General features: G+C 67.1%; 10 protein-coding genes and 1 tRNA gene. 3 read left to right on the plus strand and 8 right to left on the minus strand.

The genetic code is table 11. The annotated features are described in order from the left end of the window. Window positions 1-95: 95 nt before the first annotated feature. From AC0CH8_RS17955 to AC0CH8_RS17970, 4 genes are all read right to left on the minus strand, one after another. Window positions 96-458: a response regulator gene (locus tag AC0CH8_RS17955; RefSeq protein WP_465241052.1), complete on the minus strand. Its 363-nt coding sequence runs from the start codon at window positions 456-458 to the stop codon at window positions 96-98. Between the two features lie 14 nt (window positions 459-472). Further along, a complete protein-coding gene (locus AC0CH8_RS17960; protein ID WP_465241053.1) occupies window positions 473-2,059 on the minus strand; it encodes a sensor histidine kinase in 1,587 nt (528 codons plus the stop codon). Between the two features lie 132 nt (window positions 2,060-2,191). After that, window positions 2,192-2,268 (minus strand) — tRNA-Pro (locus AC0CH8_RS17965). A gap of 136 nt (window positions 2,269-2,404) precedes the next feature. Next, a complete protein-coding gene (locus AC0CH8_RS17970) occupies window positions 2,405-3,355 on the minus strand; it encodes a CsgG/HfaB family protein (RefSeq protein ID WP_465241054.1) in 951 nt (316 codons plus the stop codon). Between the two features lie 133 nt (window positions 3,356-3,488). Here AC0CH8_RS17970 and lepA point away from each other — a divergent pair, with 133 nt between their 5' ends. Then, on the plus strand, window positions 3,489-5,312 hold the full coding sequence (gene lepA / locus AC0CH8_RS17975) for a translation elongation factor 4 (protein WP_204199691.1): 1,824 nt from the start codon (window positions 3,489-3,491) through the stop codon (window positions 5,310-5,312). Between the two features lie 491 nt (window positions 5,313-5,803). Here lepA and AC0CH8_RS17980 read toward each other — a convergent pair whose 3' ends face one another. The 3 genes from AC0CH8_RS17980 to AC0CH8_RS17990 form a co-directional block, all read right to left on the minus strand. Continuing rightward, window positions 5,804-7,762: a sialate O-acetylesterase gene (locus tag AC0CH8_RS17980; protein ID WP_465241055.1), complete on the minus strand. Its 1,959-nt coding sequence runs from the start codon at window positions 7,760-7,762 to the stop codon at window positions 5,804-5,806. Between the two features lie 26 nt (window positions 7,763-7,788). After that, window positions 7,789-9,330, minus strand: coding sequence for a tryptophan halogenase family protein (locus AC0CH8_RS17985; protein ID WP_465241056.1), 1,542 nt, complete (start codon window positions 9,328-9,330; stop codon window positions 7,789-7,791). A gap of 68 nt (window positions 9,331-9,398) precedes the next feature. Next, window positions 9,399-12,401, minus strand: coding sequence for a TonB-dependent receptor (locus AC0CH8_RS17990; protein WP_465241057.1), 3,003 nt, complete (start codon window positions 12,399-12,401; stop codon window positions 9,399-9,401). 247 nt (window positions 12,402-12,648) lie between these two features. On the opposite strand from AC0CH8_RS17990, the gene AC0CH8_RS17995 reads away from it, so the two are divergent. Further along, window positions 12,649-13,335 (plus strand): SapC family protein, encoded by a 687-nt coding sequence (locus AC0CH8_RS17995; protein ID WP_465241058.1) that lies wholly within the window; start codon window positions 12,649-12,651, stop codon window positions 13,333-13,335. Next, window positions 13,332-14,327 (plus strand): cupin-like domain-containing protein, encoded by a 996-nt coding sequence (locus AC0CH8_RS18000; protein ID WP_465241059.1) that lies wholly within the window; start codon window positions 13,332-13,334, stop codon window positions 14,325-14,327. The genes AC0CH8_RS17995 and AC0CH8_RS18000 overlap by 4 nt, the downstream gene beginning before the upstream one ends. Window positions 14,328-14,333: 6 nt before the next feature. Here AC0CH8_RS18000 and AC0CH8_RS18005 read toward each other — a convergent pair. Then, window positions 14,334-15,505: sensor histidine kinase (locus tag AC0CH8_RS18005; protein ID WP_465241060.1), on the minus strand; the 1,172-nt coding region annotated here is incomplete at its 5' end.

Genomic DNA, 15,505 nt, shown 5'->3' on the forward strand with positions numbered 1-15,505 from the left:
GACAGACTCGTCTGCCGCGGGTTGTCCGGGAATTCTAGCGGCTGAAGCAAGGAACGCAACAATCGATTGTGGAGCTGCTCGGGAGGTGCGCCAGGTCAGCCGGCCATGTCCCTGATCGTGGCGATCACGCGGTCCTGCCGATAGGGTTTGCTGAAGAACACGGCATCCTCGGGCAAGCGGATGCCGATCGGCCACGGCTTGCCGGAAGTGATGACGATCGCGATCTTTGGCCATTGCCGACGGATGCTCGTCGCCAGCGCGATGCCGTCCGCGCCGCCGGGCATGTCGACATCGGTGAAGACGACGCGAATGCCGGCACAGGTTTCCAGCATCGTCAGCGCCTCGGCGGTGTTGCGGGCGTCCAGCACCTCGAACCCCGCCTCCTCGATCATGTCCATCGCGAACAGGCGCAACAACGGCTCGTCCTCGACCACCAGGACGATGGGTCTGGCTTCCACACCCGTCACGTGGGTCACGCCTGCGCCAAATGTCGAATCGACGCTTGCAGGTCTGCCTCGAATCCGGTCGGTTCGTAGCGGAGATCGACACCGCCCGCTCCAACCAGGCCCATCCGTACGAGCTTCGATCCGAAGCCGCGACGTGTTGGCGGTACGACAAGTGGGCCGCCGCTTTCGCGCCAGTGCATGACGAGGTTGGCGTCGTCTCCGGTACCCTCGATGCTCCACCCAACGTCGACACGCCCGTTCTCGCGACACAATGCGCCATATTTGCAGGCGTTGGTCATCAGTTCGTGCAGGACGAGGGAAAAGGACAAAGCGGCGCGCGCGCCGAGCGCCACGGGCGGACCGGCCATGTGGACACGGTCGCCGAAGCCGACGGTGTCGATCACCGCGTCCGCAACCGTGCGCAGATCGGCATTGATCCAGCTTTTCTGCAGCAGCACGTCGTGCGCGGCGCTGAGCGCCATCAGCCGCTGTTCGAAGGTCTCGACCGGGCGGCGATCGGGGACGTCGCGCAAGGTTTGGCTGGCGATGGCCTGCACCATCGACAGCATGTTCTTCAGCCGGTGCGAGATTTCGCCGTTCAGCATCTCCTGCTGCTGTTCGCCGCGGAAGCGCGCCACGCCCGCCTCCAGCCGGTCGGCGACGCTGCGCAGGAAGGTGAGCTCCTCCGGCATCCAGATGCGGCGATGGGCGGAGTTGACGATCAGCGCGGCAACTGTCCGATCATGCTGGCGCACCGGCATGTTGACCAGCGCCTCGACACCGACTGCCTGCATCGCCGCCGGGTCCGCCGCGGTGCGTTCGTCGGTCAGCACGTCCTCGATCACCAGCGGTTCGCCGCGAGCGAGATGATCGCGGATCGCGCCGTAATCCTCGAACCGATGACGTCCGGCGATGCTCGCGGTACCGGGTGCGGTCCAATCGCTTTCGATGTCGATCGAGCGAACGTCGTCGTCGACGAACCCGAAGCCGGCCCGCTCCACGTTCAACACGCGGCCGACGATCTTGGCGGCGGCATGCGTCATCTGGCTGGCGTCGGGACTGTTGCGGATGTGCTCACCGATCTCGACGAGCGCGGTCTGCAATTCCGCCATGCGCTCGCTGGCGCGCGCGATCCGGCGAAGTTCGAGATGGTCGCTGGCCTGTCGGGCTAGGGCGAGCAGCAGTGTCTTCTGCGTATCGCTCAGACCAGCCGGGCGCGCCGTCGTATCGATCACGCACAGCCGTCCGACCACCTCGCCGGACCGCAGCGTCAGCGGGGCACCGGCATAATAGCGGAAGGTGCGTTCGCCCGTGACCAGCGGATTGGCGTGGGTGCGACCGTCCTGCGACAGGTCGGTAACCTCCAGCAGGTGCGCGTCATCGATGTCGATGCGGCACACCGACTGGTCGATCGGCGTCTGGTCGACGTCGAGGCCATGACGGGCCTTGAACCACTGGCGGTCGCTATCGAGCAGGCTGATGAGCGCGATCGGGGCGTCGCAGGTCTGCGAGGCGATGAAGACGATGTCTTCGAACGCCTGCTCCTCGGGGGTGTCGAGCACCCGCAAACTGGCCAGCGCGCGTGCCCGCGAGGCGTCCTGTTCCGTGCTCACCCGAATCTCGCTATCCGTACCGCCCCCCGGCGGACCTGACGCAGGTAAGCTACTGAAGTCGGTACGCTGTCAAGCCGCGGTCGGTCTCGACGCCCACGTTGCGCCTGCGGTGTGGCGTATGTCGCTGAGTTATGGTCGGGAAGAGAGGATTCGAACCTCCGGCCCCTGCCTCCCGAAGACAGTGCTCTACCAGGCTGAGCTACTCCCCGACGGAGTCCCGGGTCATCGGCCTTTTCGGGGGCCTGCCGGTGCTTGGAGGCGCGCCTATAGCCAGCACTTTGCGGGCTGGCAAGCGGTCGCGCACCGAATCGGTGCGCGACCGCTGAACGTCACCTGTGCGGATCGTCAGTTGCTGGGGGCGAGCTTGGTGTTGAGCACCCAGCCGACATTGTCGTTCTCGTCCGCGATCTCCCACCACAGGCCGGCCTTCTGGCCGGTGGGGTAGACGATCGAGCCGACCGGCAGCGTGCGGATGACCCTAGCCGAGGCGACGCCGGACGCGCGCATCGCGACGGGGCCCTGAGCGGTGAAGGTCTTGGTCGGAGCAGCCTGTGCGGTGCCCGCGTCGCCGGGGGTGACGAGACCGAGCGTGTTGACCATCTTCGTATAGGCCTGGATGAACGACAGCGTCACGATCCGGCCGATATCGGTGTTGTCGTAGCCGCCGCCGACCGCGCCGCCGATCGCGAGGAAGCCGCCCGCGCCGAACGCCAGGTTGTTCTTCGCGGCATAGCCGTCCTCGACCGCGATCGTCTCCGTCGTGCGGACGTTGGTCAGCGACAATTGGGTGTTCGCCTCCATCTTCTTGCTCTTCAGCCCGCCGAGCAGACCGCCGACGCGGCCGCCGACCAGCCCGCCGATGCCGCCGGCGATGCCGCTGCCGCTGACGTTGCTGTTGGCACCGGCGATCTCCGCGACGAGGACATAGTCCGCCGCCTTGATCTGGCCCTGACCGACGTTCGCGCCGCGTTGCAGGCCAAGGCCGCCGCCGATCGCGCGTTCGCGGCTGGCGGCGTTCAGACCGGTGCCGCGATCGACGATGTTGAAGCAGCCCGAGCGCTGGACGAGGACGCGCAAAAGCTTCTGCGGAGGTGCGAGGCTGTTCTGCGTCCAGGCGGAGGGATCGTCGCCGTCCGCAATCGACACGGTGCCCAGCTTGCGGGTGCAGCGCGGCACGTCGTTGACGGCCTGCACCTGCATCTGTTGTCCCTTGGATGCGCGGGCCTGTGCAACGGCCTGTGCGCTAGACAGTGTAACGGCCGCGACCAAGCCAGCCGTTACTGCGAACGTCTTCATCGATAGTCCCCCTTGTTACTTGCCCCGTAACGACTCCGGCCTTTAGCGAAGGTGAAGGCGGTGCGGAACCCGCGTTTGCCTTGGGGCGAGCGGATGCTATGGCCGGCGAAACCCGCACATCGTCAGGACATCCGTGGCAACCCCGCTCGACCGCATCCGTAATTTCAGCATCATCGCGCATATCGACCACGGCAAGTCGACGCTGGCGGACCGTCTGATCCAGCAGACCGGCGGCCTGACCGAGCGCGAGATGTCCGAGCAGGTGCTCGACAACATGGACATCGAGAAGGAGCGCGGGATCACGATCAAGGCGCAGACGGTGCGCCTGGCCTATACCGCGTCGGACGGCGAGACGTACGTACTGAACCTGATGGACACGCCCGGCCACGTCGACTTCGCTTACGAAGTGTCGCGGTCGCTGGCGGCGTGCGAGGGTGCGCTGCTGGTCGTCGATGCGGCGCAGGGCGTCGAGGCGCAGACGCTGGCCAACGTCTATCAGTCGATCGAGCACGACCACGAGATCGTACCCGTCATCAACAAGATCGACCTGCCCGCCGCCGAGCCCGAGATGGTCCGCAAGGAGATCGAGGACGTGATCGGCATCGACGCGTCGGAGGCGGTGCTGGCGTCGGCCAAGTCGGGGATCGGTATCGCCGAAATCCTGGAGGCGATCGTCAAGCGTATCCCGCCGCCCAAGGGCGATGCCGACGCGCCGCTGAAGGCGATGCTGGTCGACAGCTGGTACGACCCGTATCTGGGCGTCGTCATCCTCGTCCGCGTGATCGACGGTGTCCTGAAGAAGGGCCAGCAGATCAAGTTCATGCAGGCCGGCACGATGCACCTCGTCGACCGCGTCGGGTGTTTCCGGCCGAAGATCGAGCAGCTGGCCGATCTGGGGCCGGGCGAGATCGGCTTCATCACCGCGCAGATCAAGGACGTGGCGCAGGCCCGTGTCGGTGATACGCTGACCGATGCGAAGCGCCCCGCCGCGGAGGCGCTGGAGGGCTTCAAGGAAGTCCAGCCGGTGGTGTTCTGCGGCCTGTTCCCGGTCGATGCCAACGACTTCGAGAAACTGCGCGAGAGCATCAGCAAGCTGCGGCTGAACGATGCGAGCTTCTCGTTCGAGATGGAGACGAGCGCCGCGCTGGGCTTCGGTTTCCGTTGCGGGTTCCTGGGACTGCTGCATCTGGAGATCATCCAGGAGCGGCTGACGCGGGAGTACGACCTCGACCTCATCACCACTGCGCCGTCGGTGGTGTACCAGATCGAGTTCACGCATCCCGATCCGGCCGGGATCACGCAGATCGACCTGCACAATCCCGCCGACATGCCGGACGTGAACAAGATCAAGACGATCAGCGAGCCGTGGATCGAGGCGACGATCTACGTCCCCGACGAGTATCTCGGCTCGATCCTGAAGCTGTGTCAGGACCGGCGCGGTATCCAGAAGAACCTGACCTATGTCGGCGGCCGAGCGCAGGCGACGTACGAACTGCCGCTGAACGAAGTGGTGTTCGACTTCTACGACCGGCTGAAATCGCTGTCGAAGGGCTATGCCAGCTTCGACTATCACCAGATCGGTTACCGCGAGGGCGACCTCGTCAAGATGTCGATCCTCGTCAACGAGGAGCCGGTCGACGCGCTGAGCATGATCGTCCATCGCGGCACCGCCGAGGTGCGGGGTCGGGGCATGGTCGAGCGGCTGAAGGAACTGATCCCGCGCCACCTGTTCAAGATTCCGATCCAGGCGGCGATCGGCGGCAAGGTGATCGCGCGCGAGACGATCAGCGCGATGCGCAAGGACGTGACCGCGAAATGCTATGGCGGCGATGCCAGCCGTAAGAAGAAGCTGCTGGAGAAGCAGAAGAAGGGCAAGGCGAAGATGCGCGAGTATGGCTCGGTCAGCATCCCGCAGGAGGCGTTCATCGCGGCGCTGCGCATGGGGGATGAGGGCTGACACTGAGCGTCTGATTTCGAACGATTTTGTTCGGAAGGTTAGGCTAAGGTTAGTCCTACGCGATGTTTTCGCGCGGTCGTTTTCGCGGGCGTGGTGAGGTGGTCTGGGCAGGAGCGCGGTGCTGGATTGCCGCGTCGTTCCCCTCCTCGCGGTGACGCGGCGGTGGTTAGGTCAATACCGGAAGCCGGTTGTCAAAGAGCGGGCGTATTATGGGCGCGAGCTCGAAATATACGAGTCGGCGCTTGTAGGACAGGGACTCGGCTTTGGTGGATACGTTGGCTGGTCGAGCCACCAGCGATCGGTCCGGCGGAGAGGCCCCACCCCCAACCCCTCCGCTGAAGGGGAGGGGAGAATCGATCGAGCCTCCCCGATCCTGAAAAGGCTCTTCGCAAAAACCTCTTCTACGACCCCGGCCTTGGCCGGGGTGGTGGCTTGGTGACAGGCAGCGAAGCTATTCGCTACGATCCCCGAAGGGGAGGGGCGTCTGGGCTTCAGCGCGCGGCCATCACCGGCACTTCGAACGTGCCGACCGGGAGTCCGGCGTCGTCGGCGAGGTTGATGGCGGGGGCGTCGGCCCAGGCGTAGCGGATGCGGGTGACGGGCTGGCCGTCGCCGGGCAGCGTCACCTGCGCGCCGTCAACACGGCCGGCGGCGTAGCGGCACGAGGCGGGTGCGGTGCCGCAGAGTTCGAAGCCGATCGCCTGTCCCGCACCGAGCGCGTGCAGCGTGCCGGTGACGCCGGTGAAGCGCAGCGTGACGCCGCCGCCCGCACCCGCCTGCGCGTCGGCGATCGAGGGACCGGACGGGGCGATGCGCTCGCCATAGACGGCCGCGCGCATGGCGCGGGCGAGCCGCTGGCCGACCGCGTGCTTTTCGCCGGGATGGATGTCGAGCGGATCGCCGAGGTCGAGCGTAACGGCCAGGCCGGCATGCGGGTCCTGCACGGCGACACGGCGCTGGGCGTCGCGCACGTCGCCCCAGCCGCTCTCCGACGGTGCGGTCGCGGGCTTCCCATAGGAGGAGAGCTGGACGATGCCGAAGGCGGCGTCGGGACTGCCGAGCCGTGTGCGCCAGTCGGCGATCATCGTCGCCAGTCGCTTGTCATAACCGGGAATGCCGGTGTCGGATTCGCCCTGATACCACGCCATGCCGGCGACATGCGTGCGGCCGAGCGGCGCGATCATCGCGTTGTAGAGCGTGCCTGCGCCGTTGATGTCGTCCCACGGCACGCGGGGGGCGGAGCCGGCGAGTGGTTTCGCGACGGCGTAGCGCCATTCGCTGCCGATCGGTACGCTGCTGCCGTCGGCGAAGGTGATCCGCATCGTATCCGCCGGTCCGGTCATGCCGCCATTGGCATACACGTCGTCGTCGTTGACGGTGATGACGTTGCGCCCGGCCTTCAGCGTGCCGGCGGGGAGGGCATAGACGCGTGATTGCGACGCCAGGCTGCTGCCGCCGATACCCTTGCCGTTGACCCAGGTGCGGTCGGCATCATCGACCGCGCCGAGGACGATCGTGGCGGGGCCGCGCGCTTGTTCGGCGGTCAGCTCCACCTCGCGGCGGTACCAGACCATGCCGTTGTAGTCGGCGAGTTCGGGCACGCCCCACGTCTCGAAATTGGTCATCGCGGGGACCGGACGCCAGTCGAGCGCGGCCGCCGGCTGCCACGGTTCGCGGCCCGCGGCGTCGCCCGAGCCGGCGCGCCACCACGCCTCCCAGATCGTCATCGCGCGGGCGTTCGCGGCGGCGGGGTCGCGGGCGTAGAGGGCGAGCAGGTCGGCCTGATCGGCCATGCCGGTGCGGCGCAGCGCGGCGTCGCTCATCCACGCGCTGATCCGCGATCCGCCCCAGCTGGAATGGATCGCGCCGATCGGTACGTCCGCGGTGCGGCGCAGGGCCTGCACCATGTAGAAGCAGGCGGCGGAAAAATCGGGCTGCGTCGTCGGACCCGCGACGACCCAGCGCGGCGGATCGGCGAAGGTCGCGACCGGGGTCGGCGCGGCGCGTTTCTGTACGGTCAGCAGGCGCAGCCTGTCGTCGGCGGGCGCGTGCGCGTCCGGGATCAGGTCCTGCGCATCGCTGACCTTCAGTTCCATGTTGCTCTGGCCGGAGCACAGGAAGACGTCGCCGATCAGGATGTCGTGCAGCACCGCCGCGCCGCTCGCGGCGGCGATCGTCAGGTCGTAGGGGCCGCCGGCGGGCAGGGCAGGGAGCTGCGCCGTGAAGCGACCGTTGCGCCCGGCCTTCGCGCTGACGCTCCGCCCGGCGAGCGAGATCATCACGGTTTCGCCGGCTGCGGCCTGCCCACTGAGATCGATCGGCTGGTTACGCTGGAGTACGGCGTGATCGCTCACGACGCCGTCGAGGCGGGGTGCGGCACCGGCCGGTGCGGCCCACGCAGCGCCGGTCATCATGGCGGTCAGGGTCAGGCGCGCGGCGACGGATCGCATGGGGGTTTTGCTCCTTCGAGACGAGGTCAGATCGGTTGCAGGCCGTGGCGGACGATGCGTTCGATCAGGTCGCGATGTTTGGGCAGGCTGCTCGTCAACCGCTGGGTCTGTGCGCGGTTCTCGCGGCGGGCGCGGCTCGCGAGGTCGGCATCGCGGTCCACCGTGCCGGGCGGCACCGCGGTGCGCGCGCCCATACCGTACAGGACATATTGGTAGCTGGCGGAGGGGAAGACCTCCTCGGCGCGGTCGAACTCGTCATGCAGCCACGGCGACTGGTAGCGCCACAGCTCCATCAGCCCGCGCAGGCGATCGGGGATCGATTCCGGGCGGACGTTGTCGCGCCAGAAGTCGGTGTCGGTGCGCTTCGTCAGCGCGTAATGAAGCTTCAGGAAATCGACGATCCGGCCCCAGCGATACAGCGTCGTGTCGTTGAAGCGGCGCGCGACGACGGGCATCACCTCCCGACAGGCGGGCATCTGTTCGGCGATCATCTTCGCAGACAATTCGATCAGCACAATCGCGGAGGCTTCGAGCGGTTCGAGGAACCCGGCGGCGAGGCCGACCGCGACGCAATTGCCCTTCCAGAAGGTTTCGCGGTGGCCGGCGCGGATCGACAGGGTGCGGGCCGACAGGTCGCGCGCGGCGGGGCCTATATAGGCGCGCAACTCGCTCTCGGCCTGGTCGGCGCTGATGTGGCTGCTGGAGAAGACATGGCCGACCCCTCGGCGGGTCGGCAGGCCGATGTCCCAGATCCAGCCGGCGGATTGCGCGGTGGAGATGGTGTGGCTGGCGATCGGCGCGTCGGGCGCGTCGTAGGGGACCTGCATCGCCAGGGCGGTGTCGCAGAACAGGATGTCGCTACAGCTCTTGAACGGCACACCCATCGCCTCGCCGATCAGCAGCGCGCGGAAGCCGGTGCAGTCGACGAACAGGTCGCCGGTGATTGTTGGTCCTTGTGCGGTGGCGAGGCTGGCGATGTCGCCCTGATCGTCCAGCGTCACCCCGGTCACATCGGCGAGGACGTGGTGGACGCCGAGCGTGTCGCAACAATGCCGCTGGAGGAAGGTCGAGAACTTGCCCGCGTCGAGGTGATAGGCGTAGTTGGCGTGCGCGTCGTATTCGGGCGTCGCCATCGTCTTCGGGCCCAGCCCTTCGTCGCAGATCCGGCCCTGCGGCGTGACGGTGTCGCAGAAGCTGTCGTCCGTATCGTGCGCGAGCCAGTGCGGGGCGAGGTTTACGCTGCCGAACTGCTGCGGCAGCATTAGCGGGTGGTAGTAGCCGTCGTCGGGCGCACCGGTGGTCCAGCGGTTGAAGCGTGCGCCCTGTTTGAACGAGGCGTCGCATTGGCGGAAGAACTCGGTTTCGGACACGCCCATGCGGCGCAGCGTATCGCGCAGGGTCGGCCAGGTGCCCTCGCCGACGCCGATGATCGGGACGGTCGGCGATTCAACCAGCGTGACGGTGAAGCCGTGCGGTGCCCGCGCCTTGTGCCGGGCGGCGATGACGCCCGCGGTCAGCCAGCCGGCGGTGCCGCCCCCGACGATCACGATGTTCTGGATTGGGCGCATGGGCGGAAGCGTAATCAAAAAAGGGCGGAGCACAACGTAGCGTCGTGCTCCGCCCGAGGGAGGGACCGTCAGAAGCGGTAGCGGGCGCCCAGCGTATAGCGGCGACCGTAATCGAACACGTCGAGCAGCTGGTTGCTGAAGCGGCCGTGCGTGCTCTGTTGATTGTTGTTCACGTTCAGCGCTTCACCGAAGATGCTGAAGTTCTTGCTGATGTCGTAGCTGGTGGTCAGATCGACCTGGAAGCTCTGGTTGACGAAGGTCGGTTCCGCACCGAACGAGCCGGTGTTCTGGTTCTGGCCGAACTGCAGCAGATACTTGTCGCGCCAGTTGACCGCGGCGCGGAACTGGAAGCCCGACTTGTCGTAGAAGCCGACGAAGTTTGCCGAATTCGCCAAGCCGGTGACCGCGAAGCCCGTCTGCGAGATGTTGGTCTCGTCATAGGGGCGGTTGGTGTTGACGAAGGTGGCGTTCGCCTGGAAGCCGAAGCCGCTGTCGCCGAACACCTGCTGCCATGCCAGCTCCACGCCGCGCACCGTGGCGTCGGGGCCGTTCACCTGCTGCGACACCGCGAAGGATGCTGGCTGGCCGGTGGTGGGATCGACGACGCCGTTGATCGCCTGACGCGTCACGCCGCCGATGATGAAGTTGCTGACGTTCTTCAGGAAGAAGTTGACCGCCAGATAGGAGTTGCGACGGTAATACCATTCGGCGCCGAGGTCGAAATTGTCCGCCAGATACGGCCGCAGATTGGGGTTGCCGCCGCTGGCGGTCAGCGCGCCGACACGCTGGCCGCTGCCGACGTTGAGCACCGGCGTCAGCAGGTTGAGGCCGGGCCGGGTCAGCGTGCGCGACGCGTCGACGCGCAGCACGAGATTGTCGGTCAGCTCCAGCTTCGCATCGAGGCTGGGCAGCAGGTACGAATAGGAGCTGGTGTTCGTGACCGGCTGGATCTCGGTATACTGGTCGACCGTGAGCAGCGTCGGATCAGCCGAGCTGGTGACGATCCGTACCGGCTGGCGGCCCTGACCGGTCGAGGACAGGTTGGTGACCTCGTTACGGATGCCGGCGTTGAAGGTGAACGGCAGGCCGCCGATCTCCGTCTTGAAGTTCGCGCTGAAATACAGCGACCACGTCTTCTCCCGCACGCGCAGGACGCTGCCCGGATCGACCGCCTCGTCGAACGTCCCGGTGAAGCCGTTAACGCTGCCATAGTTGAAGCCGGGGATGTTCTGCGCCGATGGATTGCCGAGGCCGGTCAGATAGTTCTGGTAGGCAACGGGATCGAAGATGAACACCGACGGCGGCAGCGAGCCGTTGAAGCCGGGGATGAAGTTGTTCAGGCTGACATTGCCCTGGAACAGGTCGCCCGGCAGCGGCGAGATACCCGACGTGCGGCCGGACGGCGCGCCGTAGCCGGCATAAGCCTGCCAGAAGTTGTTGGTGAAGGTGCTCTGGTTGCGGAAGTTGAAGGTGTCCTGATAATATTGGCCACCCGCCTTCAGCGTCAGATTGTCCTGCTTCCACGTGGCGTTGCCGCGGAATTGCATCAGTTCGTCGGTGTTGTGCTGCGTCTGGTTGACGGTGACGTGCGAACCGATGACCGACTGGTCCGCCCAGCGCGCGCTGTCGCCGGCGGGGCCGAAATTGCTGATCGACGGGAAGGCGTCCTTGCTGTTGCCTCCGACCTGGAAGCGCAGCGTGTTGCCGAGGTTGCCGCCGTAACCGATGTCGCCGTTGCGGCTGCCGATGATGTCGCCGGGGTTCAGCCAGCTCTTCGCATAGGCGGCGTCGCCCTCCAGCGTCAGGTTGTCGGTCGCGTCGAACTTGACGTTCAGGCCGGTCTGGTTGGTCTGCAGCACCTGCTTGTTGAGCGCGGCGGTGAAGTCGGTCGGGGTGCCAGCCTGCGTGAAGTCGACGGCGGTGCCGTTCGCGTCGAGCGTGACGTTGCGGAGGTCGCCCTGGTTGAACCAGACGCCGAACGCATAGTTGTTTTGGTCGATCGTCTGGCGCGAGAAGTTGTTGTCGATCGTGACCATCAGCGCGTCGGTCGGGTGGTATTGCAGCGAGATCCGGGCGTCGACGCGCTCGTCCTCCACCCGCTGCTGTTCCGCACCATATTGCTGGGGGAACCAGCCGGGGATGGTCTTGTTGCCGGCCTGCGCCGCAGTGCAATTCGCGGTGAGCTGGCACGGCGCGTAGTTGCCGCCGGGCCAGCCGGACACGTAGACGCGGTTGGTATCGGTATCACGGCGGGTGTAGATCACGTCCGCGAGGATGCCGAAGCGGTCGTCCGCGGTCGTGCTACTGATGAGCAGGCCGGCGGTCGGTACGATCTTGTCGGCGCGGTCTTGGATCGAGCCCGATGCGGTCGCCGCGAGACGGAAGCCGGGATGGTCGAACGGGTTCGGAAACTGGATGTTGACGGTCGCGCCGATCGAGCTCGCGGAGAGCGACACGTCCGGCGTCTTGAGCACGCTCAACTGGCCGATGAAGTCGACGCCGACGGTGCTGAAGTCGATCTGGCGACCACCCGTCGCGGTCGAGATGCGGCGGCCATCGTACAGCGTGGTGTTGAAATCGCCGCCGAAGCCGCGGACCGTGATGCCGGTCGGCTCGCCGCGCGAACCGGAGCGCTGGATCGACACGCCGGGCAGACGCTGGAGCGAGGCGGCGACGTTCGAATCGGGGAATTTACCGATGTCTTCCGCGGAGATGACGTCGACGACGCCCGACGATGTGCGCTTGATGTCGAGGTTGCGCTGGAGCGATCCGCGCAGGCCGACCACGACGATGTCGTCGTTCTGGGCGGTGTTACCCTGCGACTCGTCCTGCGCCGTCGCCGCGTCCTGCGGCCGACCGGCTTCGGCGGCGCTGGTCGTGTTGGCGGTTGCGGGCACCGCCGGCTGCGGTGCGGCGGGCTGGCCGGTGGTGCTGTTCTGAAGGTTGCCCTGATCCTGCGCCAGGAGCGGCGTCGCGCACGTCAGCGCTGCCACGCTGGTAGCGCAGGCGAGCGCGCGGATACGCCGCGACAGGCCCGGATTGATCGAAACGGCACGCGTATTCGGAAGCATTTCAACATCCCCTCTATGTCCGCTGCGGCTCCTCTTCTGATGCGAGGTAGTCGCTGGCGATCCAGTGTGCAGAGCCGTTCCAGTCCCGTTGCCGGGGCCGAGCGAATCTACGGTAGCGCTCACAATACGATCATATAGGATGATTGCAAGCATTTGTCGGAGCGATCGTAGCGCCTTTGTTTTGGGTCCCCGCTGTGCGATCTGATGCAGCAGACGCGCAGCAAAATACGATCGGGAGGAGGGATGCATGCCCGCATGGGAGGTGTTGAACCGGGAGCAGCACGCGGACCTGCGCGCCTCGCGCCGCATCGACGGAGCGCGCCATTTCGCGCAGATCGTCGCCGACGAATTTCCGCTCGCCGCGCCGCATTATCCGATCCTGTTCACCAAGAATGCGGAGACCGGCGCGTTCTACGCCGGCGTCGTGATGGGGGTGGAGCCGGGCCGCAACCTGCTGTCGGTGGACGGCGCACTGCCGGATTATCGGCCCGCCGATCTGGAGCGGCAGGGGTTCTTCGTCGCCGAGGGGCACGTGGTGATTGATCCCGACCACGTCGCGTTCGCCGATCCGGCGGGGCAGCCGCTGTTCGGACCCGGCGGTGAGGCGGAGCCGGCGCTGAAGCGGGTGCAGCAGGCATTGCGGACGCTGGAGCAGGGCATCCCGGCAACCGACGCGATCATCCGGCGGTGGCTGACGCACCGGCTGCTGGAGCCGATCGACGTGACGCTGCATTCGGACGATGGGCAGCACGTGCGGCTGGACGGCCTCTACACCGTCAGCCTCGACGCGCTTCATGCACTGCCCGACGACGTCGCGGTGACGCTGTTCCGGTCGGGCGATCTCCAACTCGCCTATGCGCAGGCGGGATCGATCCGGCATCTGCGGACGCTGGGCCGGATCAGGAACGAGCGGTTGCTGGACGGGGGGCTATGATCCGGGAGGCCGCGTCCGAGCATGTGCGCGATCCCGAACAGTTTCGCGCGGAGGTGATGGCGCGCGGCGAACCCGTGGTGCTGCGCGGGATCGCGCGCGACTGGCCGATGCTGGCGGGCGGGACGGTCGCCGCGGCGGCGGCGGAACTGGAACGGTTCGACGCGGGACGATCCGCAGAGGTGTTCGTCGGGGCACCGTCGATCGGCGCCCGCTACCATTATGACGACACGCTGGCGGGGTTCAATTTCGAGCGGCGGACGATGCCGTTTCGCGATGCGCTGAGCGCAATACTGACGACCGCCGGGCAGGGTGATCGCCCGAGCCTGTATATGGGATCGCTGACCGCCGAGACGTTCTTTCCGGGGATCGAGGACAGCGTGCGACTGCCGTTCGTGCCCGCGACGGTGCGGCCGCGGTTTTGGATCGGGCACGCGTCGACGGTCGCTTGCCATTACGACACTATGGACAATGTCGCCTGCGTCGCGGCGGGGCGGCGGCGCTTCACGCTGTTCCCCCCGGATACGATCAAGGACCTGTATGTCGGGCCGATCGATCACACGATGGCCGGGCAACCGGTGGGTCTGGCGGTCGGCAGCGCGCCGGGCGATCCGCGTTATCCCCGGTTCGAACAGGCGCGCGGGCGGGCGATCGTCGTGGAACTGGAGGCGGGAGACGCGCTGTATCTGCCGAAGCTGTGGTGGCATCAGGTGGAGGCGACGGGCGACGTCAACATCCTGGTGAATTACTGGTGGGACGGCTTCGCGGGCGGTCCCGATCAGCCGTACACGGCGATGATGCTGGCGTTGATCGCCATCGCGGACCGGCCGGCGGCGGAGCGGGCGGCGTGGCGGGCGTGGTTCGACCATTATGTATTCCGGCCGGATGGGCACCCGCTCGCGTTCCTGCCGCCCGAGCAGCACGGCATCCTCGGCGCGGCTAAGGAGAATTACGGACGCATCCGCGCGCTGGTCATGCGATTGTTGCGCGGCTGATCCAGCCTATTTGGGCAGAGTCAGCGCGAACGTCGTCGGCAGGCCGTCTTTCAGGATCAGCTCGCCGCCATGCGCCTGCGCGATCTGGCGCGCGGCGGCGAGGCCGATGCCGTTGCCGTCGGGCTTGGTGGTGAAGAAGGGCAGGAAGATCGACGCGCGATCCGCCGGTGCGACGCCGGTGCCGTTGTCGGAAATCGCGAAGATCAGGCGGGCGGGGGTGTCGGTCACAGCGAGGTGGACGGTTGCGTCCGCACTGTCGCCGGCGCCGGCTTCCGCGCCGTTGCGCAGGACGGCGAGCAGTGCCTGCGTGACCTGTCCGCGGTCGAGCGGCGCGGCGTGATCGCCAGGATCGTCGATCGTTAAGGTGGCGCGACCCTGCCACTCGCCGTCGAACAGGCGCGCGCAGTCGGCGAGCAGGTCGCGCAAGCGTACGGGCTCGATCGTCGGTTCGGGCAGGCGGGCGACCTGTCGGTAGGCTTCGGTGAAGCGTTGCAGCCCGTCCGTGCGGCGGGCGAGCGTCCCCAGAATATCGGGCAGCAATCGCTCCCGCCGCTCCGCCGGCGCATCGAGCACGCCGAGCGCGCTCTCCGCGAGCGAGGTGATCGGCGCGAGCGCGTTCATGACTTCGTGGCCGAGTACGCGCAGCAGTTCGCGGGTGGCGCGCGCCTCCGCGGCATGTTCCTCGGGCTCGACGTCGACCAGCGCGACGAGGGTGCGCGGGGTGCCGAGCGCATCGACGACGGCGCGGTCGATCCGCCAGCTACGCCCGCCGTGGCGCAGGCGCGTGGTGTCGGCGGACAGCAATGCCGGCGGGGCGGGCAGCACGCGGTCGTCGGTGGCGAACAGGCGGCGCGCGGCGCGGTTGAGGGCGCGGACATGCCCGCCGTTTTCGACCGCGAGCAGCGCGCCGGGGGCCTGGTCGAGCACCACGCGCAGCATGATGCGTTCGTCGTCAGGGTCGCTCGCGGGTGCCGGTTGGCCGCGCGGGTCTGCGCGCGTGACGGCGGCCCAGAGCAGGATGGCGAGCCAGAGCACGACCAGCAGCGCGACGACGACGGTGCCCCAGAAGCGGTGCTCGCTCGCCCACACGACCGTGCCACCGGCTGCTGCGAGAGTGATCGCGGCGGCGAGCGTGCCGAGATTGCGGAGGTGGCGGGCGGTTCGGGGTGGGGGCGGTG

This window comes from Sphingomonas sp. AC435 (assembly GCF_979253005.1).

Bases quoted from the DNA above. Each gene is read 5' to 3' on its own strand.
- AC0CH8_RS17980 (WP_465241055.1), bottom strand. From the start codon at position 7,762: ATGCGATCCGTCGCCGCGCGCCTGACCCTGACCGCCATGATGACCGGC.
- AC0CH8_RS17985 (WP_465241056.1), bottom strand. From the start codon at position 9,330: ATGCGCCCAATCCAGAACATCGTGATCGTCGGGGGCGGCACCGCCGGC.
- AC0CH8_RS17970 (WP_465241054.1), bottom strand. From the start codon at position 3,355: ATGAAGACGTTCGCAGTAACGGCTGGCTTGGTCGCGGCCGTTACACTG.
- AC0CH8_RS17995 (WP_465241058.1), top strand. From the start codon at position 12,649: ATGCCCGCATGGGAGGTGTTGAACCGGGAGCAGCACGCGGACCTGCGC.
- AC0CH8_RS18000 (WP_465241059.1), top strand. From the start codon at position 13,332: ATGATCCGGGAGGCCGCGTCCGAGCATGTGCGCGATCCCGAACAGTTT.
- AC0CH8_RS17990 (WP_465241057.1), bottom strand. From the start codon at position 12,401: ATGCTTCCGAATACGCGTGCCGTTTCGATCAATCCGGGCCTGTCGCGG.